We start from the raw sequence: 12813 nt of genomic DNA, 5'->3' as shown, positions 1-12813 counted from the left end.
TTTGGTTATTGAAACTCCGGCCATTGAAATTTCAAAAGAACATCCTTTTTTTTATCCTGTCTGCTCTTCTGCTTTCGTGCAAAACCGAACCTAAGCAATTGTTCAGCACAGTACCTGCGGATCACTCCAACCTTTATTTTGAAAACCGGATCGCCGAAAACGAGCAATACAATGTTTACGACTACCATAATTTGTATAATGGTGGAGGAATTGCTGTGATCGATATCAATAATGACGGGCTTCAAGACCTATATTTTACAGGCAACCAAGTCTACGACAAACTGTATTTAAACAAAGGGGACTTTGTTTTCGAAGACATCTCTCAATCCGCAGGTATTCAGAGCAGTGACTGGTCAACGGGGGTATCGGTGGTGGATATCAATCAAGATGGATTTCTGGATTTATACGTTTGCAAATCAGGAAATGAAACCGCAGAAAATAGAGCAAATCATCTGTATATCAATAACGGCAACCTGAGCTTTACGGAAATGGCTGCAGATTTTGGTTTGGCAGACACCACGCATACCAATCATTCCGCTTTCTTTGATTTTGACCATGATGGCGACCTGGACGTTTACCTCCTTACCACTTCAAATGACATCCGTAATCCTAACCTTCTTCATGAAAAAGATCGCTATGGACTTTACACCAGAGACCGGTTATATATTAATGATGGAAAAGGAAAATTTAGCGAAGAAGGCCTTCGCCGAGGTATTTATCAAAACAATCACGGATTGGGATTGGTGGTAGCTGATATCAACCAAGACGGCTGGGAAGACATTCTGGCTTCCAGCGATTTTCTACCCAATGATTTGGTTTATCTCAATAATCAGGACGGTACGTTTAGTCACAAGAGTTCAGATATTCTCCCGTATCAGAGCAGGTTTTCCATGGGCAATGACATTGCAGACCTCAATAATGATGGTTTGCTGGATATCATGACCGTAGATATGCTACCAGCAAGCAATGAGCAGCAGAAAAAAATGCTGATGACCTCTTATCACGTCTTTGAGGTGGAAAATCAACTCGGTTATGAGCCGGAGTTCACCCGAAATATGTTATTTCTCAATCAGGGCATTCTGAATGGTGAGCCTCAGTATACCGAAATCGGCCTGTTTACCGGAGTCGCTTCTACAGATTGGTCCTGGGCTCCTTTGATCGTAGATTTTGATAATGATGGTCTGAAAGATATCGCCGTTAGCAATGGGTATCTCCGTGATGTCACCGATTCCGATTTTGTTTCCTATAACATGAGCTTTGCGGAGAAAACAAAATCAAAAGAAGAAATGCGGGCTTTTATGAATAATAATGCCGCATCTCTCCCTCATTTGAAAGCTAAAAATCAGTTTTTCCGTCAAACCGGAAACCTGGAATTTAAAGAAGTGACAGAGCAATGGACTACAGTAGAGAAGGGCTTCACTAATGGTGCCGTAATTGCCGATTTAGATAATGACGGCGATTTTGATTACATCACTCACAATATCAATGAACCTGTGGGCTTATTCCGAAATAATTCCAAGAATAATTACCTCAAAATAAAACTCAAAGGTCTCAAATCAAACTCGTTAGGAAGTGGAGCAAAGATTGAGATTGACTTCAATCATAAAACTCAGACAGCCCTCAATTTACCCGTCAGAGGTTATCAATCCTCTACAGATCCCTCAGTTATTTTCGGAATCGGGGATGAAAAAGGAATGGCCAAGGTTAGAGTCGTTTGGCCTTCTGGTAAGGTAAGTGAGCTGGAAAACATTGAGATCAATCAAACAATCGTGATTGATGAAGAATTGGCCAAAGAGCAAATACCTTCTCCTGTTGGTGCTCAAACTGCCCACTTTTCTCAATCGGCCACCGAGATCATTTATCAGGAAAACAGGTTTATCGACTACTATACAGAAAATCTTTTGCTTCAGAAATACTCAGCACCTGGCCCTGCCGTGACCGTTGCAGATATTGACAAAGACGGACTGGATGAGATTTTTGTGGGAGGAAACCCGGAATGGCCTTCAAAACTTTACGGACAGACCGAAGCAGATAATTTCCAAGTCATTTCAGAACAGTCAATCAACAATGAGGATGCCGATGCCGTATTTTTTGACGCCAATTCTGATGGTTACCCTGATCTATATCGGGTAAAAGGCTCAAATGAAGTAAGGGCTCCATCTGATAAATTTCAGGATGAGCTTTATATCAATGATGGTCATGGAGGTTTTCTCAAAGCCAGGCTTCCAGGTATTGAATTTCCAGGTTCTAAAATACTGGCTGGAGATTTTGATCAGGATGGCGATCTGGACTTATTCAGGTTTGGGGCTGTTTTAGCAGGCAATTTCCCCTCAGCCGCTAAATCTATGTTATTGACAAATGATGGAAAAGGAAATTTTGCAGTTACCAATCAATTCGATTTAGGTCTAATCACAGACGCCATTTCAGCCGATTTCAATAAGGATGGACGAGTTGATATACTTGCCGTTGGTCACTATTCTTCACCAAAATTCTTAATGAATACTCTCGCTGGCTTTAAAGAGACAGAGTCTTTTCCTCATTTAAAAGGATTGTGGAACTCAGTGGCAATAGCAGATCTTGATGCTGACGGTGACGATGATGTTATTCTGGGTAATGTTGGTAGAAATTATAGATATCCTTTCGGAGTAAATAAGCCCGTTAAGGTGTATCAAAGCTCAAAACTCGCTGGTTTTCTGATTACCTATTTCAAAGATGGTCTGGAGGTGCCCGTCGCCACCCGTGATGATCTAATCCGTCAGTTCCCGGGATTACGTTCTAAGTTTCCCAATTATGCTTCCTATGCAAAAGTTACCATTGATGACCTTAAAGATGTTTTTGATCGGCAAATTGCTGAGATAAATACCATGGAAAGTGGAGTTCTCTGGAATGAGGGCAACGGTTTCCTTTTTGAGACTCTCCCTTCAGTTACTCAACAATCTGTGGTAAATTCAATTCTGGTAAAAGATATTAATAACGACAAACTCCCCGATTTGGTGATAGCAGGAAACAGCCGGCAGTTTGAGCCCACCAATAGCGGGTTTATTGAGGGCTCCTTGGGTCAACTGTTGATAAACAATGGTAAAGGGCAGTGGAAGATTATCTCAAATCAGGAAAGTGGCCTTTGGCTTAAAGGAGAAACCAGAAATCTGATTGAGATCAAAACAAAAAAAGGCAGCGAAATACTCGCTGCCCGATTCCAGAAGCCTTTTATAAGGTTCAATTTCAATACACATTAAATGATTTCAGGAATTTCCCTTCCGAATCATACAGACCTGCAGAGAAAGTAGATATGGGTAAATCTTTCAAGCTTATTGAAACCGTACCCGTCTCTGCGTTTAGGTTATAAGACTTTAATTCTTCGTCTCTTCTTGGGTGAAACAGTGTTATTTTACCCGAAGTCATTCCAGACGGAAGCGAATAGTCTAGCTTAACTTCAGCACCAGTAACGGAGGCTTCATTCTTTTTCAGATAAATATCCTCAACCGAAGAAACCGTAAAGCTCGGTTTAGCACCTAGAGGGCGACCGTTTTCGTCAATCTCCTTCTGACCAAATGAGCTAAATGTAATGATTACCAAACCGACTGTAAGAAATTTTTTCATGACCTATCTTTTAGCATTTGAAAAAGTTGATTTTTGAGAGGCACTTTCAAGTTGCTTTATCCTTTTCTCCAATGAAGCCATAGACTTTAACTCTTCTTCCAGGCTTCTTATTCTTTCTTCCTGCTCTTTAAAACCCTGAATTAGAATAGGAACGATACTTGTATAATTTACACTTTTATATCGTCCACCACTTCCTGTGTCGAATTCTTTGATAAGCTCAGGAAGAATGCTCTCAACATCTTGAGCCAGTAGCCCATATTGAAGCTCTTCAGGTAACCCAAGGTTTCGTACAAACTCCTGCTTAAAATAATATGACTTCGGATACAACTTCATTAAAAGACCTGAGGCATCCTTTAGATCTATAAGACTCTGTTTTAAACGTTTATCCGAAGGACCAAAAGACGCACTTGGGAAAATACTTCCTTTAACATAGACATCCCCCATAAAATGAGCCGTGCCGGTAACATCAAGATCAGTATATGCACCGTTACTACCACCGAAAGCAATAGTTTGAACCGAACCATCAGGAAACTTAATTCCCTTATTCTGAAGAATTAATGAATCTTTCAACGATAGCTTACCTTCCGAATCTAAAAGAAGTAAATCCTCACTACCTTTAATATGCAATGGCCCCGCTGGCGTTAAAACCCCCATTCCTATGTCACCATCCGTATCAATCACTAAAGCATTGGATGGAGAACCCGGCCTTACTCTGAAAGGAAGCGTGCTTCCGTTTGAGGCGTCTCTGATGAAAAAGCTAGTTTCATTACCAGCCAAATCCCATGTTTGAGGCTCAAAACCAGAAGTTGCATTCTGCTCTAATCTTAAACCCGGGGTATCACCTCCTGCGACATGTAATTCTATAACAGGGTTTTGAGTTCCGATACCAATATCGCCATCTGACTCAACATATAGTGCATTATTCCGGGCACCTGCCTCTACAAGAAAAGGAGTTCTAGAGGCAGTTGCATCCTGAACTGCAAAATAATTCCCCCCCCCATTGTCATCATCATTAATTACAATTCTCCAATCGTTAGCTGGGAAAGAAGCCGAAGTACTAGTATCATCGAAATGAACTCTCAAATTATTCTCCTTAAACCTTTGGGTATCAAAACCAAAAGATTCAGAGGCAACACAATCATTACCAACACATAGACTTCCATCTATACTTCCGCTACCAGTATGAAAATAGGCTTCAACAGCCTTAGCTTCAGACCCACCTAAAACCTCATTTAACTCTTTCTGAGTCTTTTTCCGCAGGCTCACCTGACTTTGAAGCAAACAGGCCACCAAAACCAAGCCTGATCGAAGTATATAATTCTTTAACATGGCTGTATAACTGTTTATTATCAAAGATAATTTATATCGATATACAGCCCGCATTTTTAAAAAGAGTTCTATTTAACGGAATTAAAACAAAAAAGGCAGCGAAATACTCGCTGCCCAATTTCAAAAACCTTTTCTAAGAAAAGGTTTCAATACACATTAAATGATTTCAGGAATTTCCCTTCTGAATCATACAAGCCTGCAGAGAAAGTAGATATTGGTAAATTTTTCAAACTTATTGAAACTGTACCCGTCTCAGAATTTAAGTTATACGACTTTAATTCTTCATCCCTTCTTGGGTGAAAAAGTGTTATTTTACCCGAAGTCACACCAGAAGGAAGCGAATAATTGAGTTTTATTTCTGAACCGGCAACAGAGCTTTCACTTTTTGCCAAATAAACATCTTCAACCGAAGAAACCGTAAAGCTCGGTTTAGCACCTAGAGGGCGACCGTTTTCGTCAATTTCTCTTTGTGCAAAAACCACCGTTCCTGCCAACATTAAAGCGACTGTTAAATACTTCTTCATCTGACTATCTTTTCGCATTGTTTGTAGTTGCACTATTCTTAGAACCTTCCAGGTCTCTTATCCTTGATTCCAAAGAAGCATAGGATGCAAGCCCTTTCTCTAATTCTTTAATTTTTTCGTTTTGGGCATTAATAGTAGCCTGCTGTTCTTTAAAACCCTGAATCAGTAAAGGAACAAACGCCGAATAGTTCAAACTTTTATAATTCCTTTTCAGGTCGTTATCACTGTAAACTCCAACAATTGTTGGTAATATTTTTTCAACTTCCTGAGCGACCAAACCATATTGTAGACCCGACGGAAAACCGTTACTTTTAATAAACTCCTTTTTAAAATAGTATGACTTAGGGTACAACTGCATTAACAAGCTTGTCATATCATTCAATGGTTTGATTTCCTCTTTCAATCGGAGATCTGAAGGAGCGGTAGGCTGGATTAAACTGACGTTCTTTATTGTCACACCACTAGGGCCGATCTCAAATGCCTTGTCAGGAGAATTAGGAAATATTCTGAAAGGTAGTTTGCTTCCGTTAGTTACATCCCTTATAAAAAAGTTAACTTCATTACCAGCCAGATCCCAAGTTTGCGGCTGAAAGCCCGCAGAGCCGTCTTGCTCAAGCCTCAAGGCTGGTGAATTGCCATCTACTGCATGTAACTCAACCACTGGATTACTTGTTCCAAAACCTATGTTACCTTCTCCCCGTTTCACAAATAATGCGTTATTACCGGCACCAGACTGAACCTTGAAAGGGTAGGTTCCAGCATCGGAATCTTCAAAGGCTAAGAAACTATCTCCTCCATTTATGGTTTCGTTAGCCACAATCCTCCAATCATTTGTCGGAAACGACCCTGAATTACTGGTATCATTAAAATGTATACGTAAATTGTTTTCTTTAAGTCTTTCGGTGTCGGAGCCGAAATTTTCTCCATTCACACAATCAAACCCGACACAAATACTTCCCTGAACAATAACATCATCGGCAAAAACCTGATCGTTTACAGCTTTCGCCTCATTACCTCCTAATATGTTATTTAATTCTTCCTGACTTTTCTTTTTACTTACCTGACTCTGTAGTGTCAATAGCGATATAAAAAGAGCACCGAAAAGGCGTACTTTTTGTTTCATGTTGCTAGAGTAGTTTTAATAGGTGTTATTTGTACGCAAGTTATACAAATTCTGAGTTAATGAAAGTATTGAGGCCTTTTAACTTCGTAGTTCTTATTTCCATTTTGGCTGGGTGCACGAGCACTTATAAAGATGATGCCAAGGGCCTCTATATTGATTACAAGGGACTTAAAGCTGAATCCATCAACGTTTTAGTCAATCAAACTCCACAAAAAAGTAAAAACTTCAATTATGGGGACGAAATCACTGTGGTAGTTGATGGTATTGATGACTTTAAAATGATCAGTGATTCAAATGTTTTACCCGGTGCAGAATATGCTGTTTCTGATGAGGAAGGAAATGTGGTATCCTTCTTCCCAGACCTTTTCACAAAGTACGGAGAAGTTGGTGTTTCTGCCGAGGATGCCAAAAAGCTTAAGCTTAACCTGGTTGTCGGCCAACCCATGGAGCATGGTAAAACATACTACTACCTATTCAGAATCTGGGATAAAAAATCTGATAAAGAACTCAAAGGTAACATTGAGGTCAATGTCCTATAGTTCGGCTTTCAGATAATGTCCGGTAAAGCTTTCTTTCACCTTTGAAACCTCCTCCGGAGTGCCCTGAGCTACTATTTGACCTCCTCTGGTGCCACCCTCGGGACCCATATCCACGATAAAATCAGCTACCTTGATCACATCCATATTGTGCTCAATAATGAGCACTGTATTCCCTTTATCGGCCAGTTTTTGAAGCACATCCAGAAGTTTTTTGATATCCTGAAAATGCAAACCTGTGGTTGGCTCATCTAAAATGTAAAGCGTTTTACCAGTGTCTCTCTTTGAAAGTTCCTCTGAAAGTTTAACTCGCTGTGCCTCTCCGCCAGACAAAGTCGTAGCGTGCTGACCTAAGGTAATGTAGCCCAGACCTACGTCAAAAAGCGTACTAACTCTTCTTTGTATACGCGGCTGATTTTCAAAGAAGTGCATGGCCTCTTCTACCGTCATGTCCAGCACATCAGCAATGGATTTCCCTTTAAATCTCACTTCCAAGGTTTCTCGATTAAAACGTTTACCCTTACACGTTTCACATTCCACATGTACGTCCGGTAGAAAATCCATTTCTACTTTTTTCATTCCGCCTCCCTGACAGGTTTCACAGCGGCCTCCTTTCACATTGAAAGAAAAGCGTCCAGGCTTATAGCCCCGAATTTTGGATTCCGGCAGCTCCGCAAATAGAGCCCTGATGTCCGTAAACATGCCTGTATAGGTCGCGGGGTTTGATCTTGGCGTTCTCCCTATTGGTGATTGATCAACCTCAATAACTTTATCAATATACTCTAGCCCCGTCACTTTTTTATGTTCTAATGGCTCCCTTTTTGCTCTGAAAAAATGTCTGTTTAAGATTGGAAAGAGAGTATCATGAATCAGAGACGACTTCCCTGAGCCACTAACCCCGGTAACACAAACCATTTTACCCAAAGGAATTTTAAGGTCAACATTCTGTAAATTATGGCCTGTAGCACCTTTTAAAACCACCGATTTCCCGTTTCCTTTTCTCCTTTCTTTTGGTACTTCAATTTGCTGACGACCACTCAAAAAATCAGCCGTAGGGCTTCCGTTCTTTAGGAAATCTTCAGGTGTACCCTGGCCAACAATTTTGCCACCATGCCGCCCGGCCCCCGGTCCAATATCAAGAATATAATCAGATTCCAACATCATATCCTTGTCATGCTCCACAATCAATACTGTATTACCAAGATCACGAAGATCTTTCAAAGCCTTAATCAGTTTTACATTGTCTCTTTGGTGCAGACCGATGCTTGGTTCATCCATGATATAAAGCACTCCCACGAGCTGGGTGCCAATCTGAGTAGCGAGTCTGATTCGTTGTGCTTCTCCTCCGGAAAGAGATTTTAAAGGCCTGTTAAGTGTCAAATAATCCAAGCCAATTCCATTCAAAAAGCCGATTCTTTTCCGCAGCTCCTTCAAAATTTCAGTTGCAATTTGCAATTGCTTATCTGTAAGCCTTGTCTCTATATTCTCAAACCAATCTGAAAGGTCAGAGATATCCATCTCAGCCAGTTCTGAAATATTTTTGTCAGCTATTTTGAAATGTCTTGATTCAATTCTCAGTCGAGCTCCTTCACAATCAGGACAGGTTTTTACAATCATAAAATCCTGTAACCAGTCCTGAATCTTATCGTTATCTGACTCTTGCTGGCGTTTCAGAAAGTTTATAATTCCTTCGAATTTAGTGTTCCAGTCTTCACCGGGATACTTCTTTGAGGGAACTGCCACGGGATCATCACTTCCGTATAAAATAGTTTTAAGTCCTTCCTCAGGAATTTTCTCAATAGGCGTGCTCACGTTTGCCTTGTATTTTTTGAGTATCACCTGAATCTGTTTGAAAATCCATAAGTCCCTGTATTCACCCAAAGCCACAATACCGCCCCGGCTTATGCTTAAAGATTTGTCCGGAATGATAGATTCTTCAGTAATTTCTTCCACCTTCCCCAGACCGTTACAGGTAGGGCATGATCCATATGGCGAGTTGAAAGAGAAGGAGTTCGGCGAAGGTTCCTCGTAACTTATCCCACTTTCAGGATCCATCAAGTTTTGAGAGAGGTATTTTACTTCATCTTTTTGATCCAATAGAAGCATAGAACCCTTCCCGGTTTTGAGGGCCGTGCCCACCGACTGACTGATGCGATATCGATCCTCTTTTTGAGGCATAATACGATCAATCACCACCTCAATATCGTGTATTTTATAACGATCTACCTGCATTTTGGGTACCAGATCCTGCACTTCTCCATCCACACGAACTTTGGTATAACCCATCTTTCGAATCTGTACAAAAAGCTCGCGGTAATGCCCCTTCCGACCTTTCACTAATGGAGCCAGAATAGTCAGTTTTTGTCCCTCATACTCCTCCAAAATCTGATCGACGATCTGATCCTGAGTTTGTTTGATCATCGGTTTACCCGTCACATAGCTGTAGGCAATGCCTGCCCTAGCATAAAGCAAACGCAGAAAATCATAGATTTCAGTGGTCGTACCTACGGTAGATCTTGGGTTTCTGGAGGTAGTTTTTTGCTCAATGCTGATGACGGGAGATAGTCCGTTTATCTTGTCAACATCCGGGCGTTCCATATCGCCAATAAATGAGCGGGCATAGGCAGAGAAACTCTCCATATACCGCCGCTGACCCTCAGCGTAAATGGTGTCAAAAGCCAATGAAGACTTCCCTGAGCCACTGATGCCCGTCACGGTCACCAGCTTATTTCGGGGAATTATAACATCAATGTTTTTTAGGTTATGCTCCCGGGCTCCAAAGACCTCAATTTGCTCATGCCCGGTAATTTCTACGTCTGAAAGTGCTTTTTCTGCCACGTTTATGAAAGGATTTTTCTGCAAACCGCAAAGTTAGCCAAATATCTCTCAACCAGACAGATTGAATCTAAAATGCTAAGAATAATGTGAATGTCTCAAACTAGCCCGTCCCGTTTCAACTCCAGATAGAGCTCTTCCACCTGTTTTCTGGCCCAGTCTGTTTTTCTCAAGAATTTCAAAGAGGAGTTCATCGTGGGGTTATTATTGAAACAATTAATTCTGATGATCTTCCCCAGTGCTACCCAGCCAAAATGATCCACTAAGGCATTCAGTATGGTATCAAGTCTCACACCGTGAAGAGGGTTATTGGGCTGCTCCTGAGTCATTGAGATTTATATTTCTTCGGCAATGATACGCTTACAAACGGCATTTTCCAATTGCAATGCCAGCTCATGAGCCTCACATTTCCAATAAAGTAATGCCCATTTTTGAGAAGCTATATTTTTTAACCAGAGAGAAGGCAATGGAGCAAAAGGAGCTCCGATAAAAGAATAAAACTGTCCTGTAACATTTGATTCGGGCAATTTCAGGTCAAGCCCAAGCCTATATCCTGCGGTTTGTAAAAGCAACTGATTCAGGAATACCTTTTCATTTTTCAATAATTCAGGAAGACTCTTTTTCAATAGGCCACTTGCTTCAGCCAATTGTGGAGGATCAAATTTTTCAATCAACCGGGCGTAATGATACACAATCAATGGTACGGTTCCATAATGCCGTGATACCCAAAAAGGATTTTTGAGATACTCTTCTGAAACAATCACTTCATTCAGATATTCCAAAGTCTGGCGATCATTGATATTCAACTCCTCTCCCGAACCGAAAACCAGATACATTAGATTTGACAGAGCACAGGCGTCCTTCTCTTTTGGCATGTTTTTACCAAACCAGGTATCATAAACTCCATCTTCATGAGCATGTTCAATCAGAAGATTTTTGAAGTAAGATATTTCTGCCTTTTGAATCAAAAAAGACAGAGCTGTATCATCAATATCATCCGGTAATTTGAAATGCCTGAATCTATGCATTAAGAAGCCGTTCGGAAAATGAGAATGCTCACCACTCTGATAAAAATTGAAAGTCTGCCGATCAGGCTTAGTTTGATACTTAGGTAAGCATCGAATTAGCTTTTCTTTAATCTCCTTAATCATCAAACGCTCATCACTTTGCATAAACGATTCGACACCATTCAAAACAAAACAAACTGATAATGAAGAGAATATATTATTATCAGGCCGCCTATAGTTCCAAAAAGGATTTACTCTGAATGATGGAAATAGTCCCTGATCAAAGTATTGATCTCCTTCAGATTGCAAATTTTGAATACGCTTAATAAGCTCGGTGATCAATGGATTTTACGGCTTGAATTCCTTAGATTTGCAGCCAAATTAATTAAAAATCTATACTAAAATTTATATCGGATGGAGATCAGCGGAAATATCATTCAGGTTTTACCACTTCAAAGCGGCGAAGGCAAGAACGGTCCATGGAAAAAGCAGGATTTTGTGATTGAGACAGAAAGCCAGTACCCTAAAAAAGTTTGTATTTCTATGTGGGGCGACCGAATCGATGAAAATATGATCAAAGTAGGTAATGGTGTAACGGCTTCAATAGACGTTGAAAGCAGAGAATATAATGGCAGATGGTATACCGATGTGAGGGCCTGGAAACTTGAAGCTAGCACAGCAGGAGAAGGTGGAGATGATATTTCTGCTCCCGCTGATATTCCTGCTGCCGTCGAGGGTGAAGATGATCTTCCTTTCTAAAGCGGAGAAAATGTATATTGGAAAGTTCTGGACTCATTGAAGTATCAGGTCTTTTCTTAAAAAAAGCATTCGAAATCAATGCTCTCACTCAAACAAACACACTCATAGTCAGTGAAAAGGGCAAAGGAAAATATTCTAATTTATTTTCGATGTAGTTTTGCCGAAAGCTGGAAAAATATCTATCTTTGCACCCCTGTTTAGAAAAAAGACAATAATTCGATAAAGCAATGGCTAAGAAAGGAAATAGAGTTCAGGTTATTTTAGAGTGTACAGAGCACAAAGAGAGCGGTATGCCAGGTATGTCTCGTTACATCACTACTAAAAACCGTAAGAACACCACTGCAAGACTGGAATTGAAGAAATACAATCCGGTTCTAAGAAAATACACCGTACACAAAGAGATCAAGTAATTCGGTAAAACATTTAAACTAAGAAGACAATGGCAAAGAAAGTAGTAGCGACCTTACAAGATAAATCTAAACTTAAGAACTTCTCAAAAGTTGTTAAGGCTGTCAAGTCTCCAAAAACGGGTGCTTATACCTTCAAAGAAGAAATGGTGCCGGTTGAACTAGTAAACGACGTTTTGAAAGCCTAAGGTCAGAATCATCATTTTAAGAAGCCTCTTTGAGAAATCAGAGAGGCTTTTTTGCTTATGGAAAATACTTTTTCACAAAACATCAAAATCACTCCAGAGCACCTTGATGAACTCAATCACGTCAATAACGTGGTTTATCTGAAGTTCATGGAAAAAGCAGCTATTGATCACTGGTATCACGTAGCTACTGAAGAAGAGCGTGAATCAGTACGATGGATTGCCAGAAGGCACGAGATTGACTACCTGAGGCCTGCTTTTCTTAATGATGAACTTACCATCGAAACCTGGGTGGAGAAGCATGATGCTATTAGTACTGAAAGGCATTATTTAATTTCAAAAAATGGTCAACCAGTGGTAAAAGCTTTAACCCTTTGGATTGCACTTGACCCTGTAAGCATGAAACCAAAGCGTCTTCCAGCCGAGCTTATGGCTAAATTTGACCGGCTTTTTTAAGCATTTCGTTGTCACATAGACATCTACTGAACTAAGCTTCTTATTTTTACGT

The 12813-nt window shown here is 40.5% G+C and carries 13 protein-coding genes; 6 read left to right on the top strand and 7 right to left on the bottom strand.

Features of this window, described 5'->3' with window-relative positions:
- Positions 1-98 precede the first annotated feature (98 nt).
- Positions 99-3236, top strand: coding sequence for a VCBS repeat-containing protein (locus AFM12_RS11430; protein WP_165492345.1), 3138 nt, complete (start codon positions 99-101; stop codon positions 3234-3236).
- Here AFM12_RS11430 and AFM12_RS11425 read toward each other — a convergent pair.
- The 4 genes from AFM12_RS11425 to AFM12_RS11410 form a co-directional block, all read right to left on the bottom strand.
- Entirely contained in the window at positions 3223-3600 is a 378-nt protein-coding gene (locus AFM12_RS11425; RefSeq protein ID WP_055148287.1) for a hypothetical protein, read from the bottom strand. The genes AFM12_RS11430 and AFM12_RS11425 overlap by 14 nt on opposite strands.
- Positions 3601-3603: 3 nt before the next feature.
- Positions 3604-4929 carry a tail fiber domain-containing protein gene (locus AFM12_RS11420; protein WP_055148285.1) on the bottom strand — a complete coding sequence of 442 codons (1326 nt, stop codon included), beginning with the start codon at positions 4927-4929 and terminating at the stop codon, positions 3604-3606.
- 146 nt (positions 4930-5075) lie between these two features.
- Complete coding sequence (locus AFM12_RS11415) at positions 5076-5453, bottom strand: hypothetical protein (protein ID WP_131458326.1); 378 nt, start codon at positions 5451-5453, stop codon at positions 5076-5078.
- Positions 5454-5457: 4 nt separating this feature from the next.
- Positions 5458-6576, bottom strand: a complete 1119-nt coding sequence (locus tag AFM12_RS11410; RefSeq protein WP_082391305.1) for a tail fiber domain-containing protein — start codon at positions 6574-6576, stop codon at positions 5458-5460.
- 59 nt (positions 6577-6635) lie between these two features.
- On the opposite strand from AFM12_RS11410, the gene AFM12_RS11405 reads away from it, so the two are divergent.
- The gene (locus AFM12_RS11405) at positions 6636-7115 is read left to right on the top strand and encodes a hypothetical protein (protein WP_055148279.1); all 480 of its coding nucleotides are present in this window, start codon (positions 6636-6638) and stop codon (positions 7113-7115) included.
- Here the strand turns inward: AFM12_RS11405 and uvrA are convergent.
- From uvrA to AFM12_RS11390, 3 genes are all read right to left on the bottom strand, one after another.
- Positions 7110-9950: an excinuclease ABC subunit UvrA gene (uvrA, locus tag AFM12_RS11400; RefSeq protein WP_082391332.1), complete on the bottom strand. Its 2841-nt coding sequence runs from the start codon at positions 9948-9950 to the stop codon at positions 7110-7112. The genes AFM12_RS11405 and uvrA overlap by 6 nt on opposite strands.
- Before the next feature lie 95 nt (positions 9951-10045).
- A complete protein-coding gene (locus AFM12_RS11395) occupies positions 10046-10276 on the bottom strand; it encodes a VF530 family protein (protein WP_055148275.1) in 231 nt (76 codons plus the stop codon).
- Between the two features lie 6 nt (positions 10277-10282).
- Positions 10283-11296, bottom strand: a complete 1014-nt coding sequence (locus tag AFM12_RS11390; protein ID WP_055148273.1) for a hypothetical protein — start codon at positions 11294-11296, stop codon at positions 10283-10285.
- Between the two features lie 72 nt (positions 11297-11368).
- On the opposite strand from AFM12_RS11390, the gene AFM12_RS11385 reads away from it, so the two are divergent.
- From AFM12_RS11385 to AFM12_RS11380, 4 genes are all read left to right on the top strand, one after another.
- Entirely contained in the window at positions 11369-11713 is a 345-nt protein-coding gene (locus AFM12_RS11385) for a DUF3127 domain-containing protein (RefSeq protein WP_055148271.1), read from the top strand.
- A 227-nt stretch (positions 11714-11940) separates the two neighbouring features.
- On the top strand, positions 11941-12123 hold the full coding sequence (gene rpmG / locus AFM12_RS19485) for a 50S ribosomal protein L33 (protein WP_082391304.1): 183 nt from the start codon (positions 11941-11943) through the stop codon (positions 12121-12123).
- A 29-nt stretch (positions 12124-12152) separates the two neighbouring features.
- Complete coding sequence (locus AFM12_RS19480) at positions 12153-12308, top strand: DUF4295 domain-containing protein (RefSeq protein ID WP_082391303.1); 156 nt, start codon at positions 12153-12155, stop codon at positions 12306-12308.
- 57 nt (positions 12309-12365) lie between these two features.
- The gene (locus AFM12_RS11380; RefSeq protein ID WP_055148269.1) at positions 12366-12761 is read left to right on the top strand and encodes an acyl-CoA thioesterase; all 396 of its coding nucleotides are present in this window, start codon (positions 12366-12368) and stop codon (positions 12759-12761) included.
- The last annotated feature ends 52 nt before the right edge of the window (positions 12762-12813 follow it).

Source organism: Jiulongibacter sediminis (assembly GCF_001306455.1).
Classification (GTDB): Bacteria; Bacteroidota; Bacteroidia; order Cytophagales; family Spirosomataceae; genus Jiulongibacter; species Jiulongibacter sediminis.
This window is presented reverse-complemented; position numbering and strand designations above follow the sequence as displayed.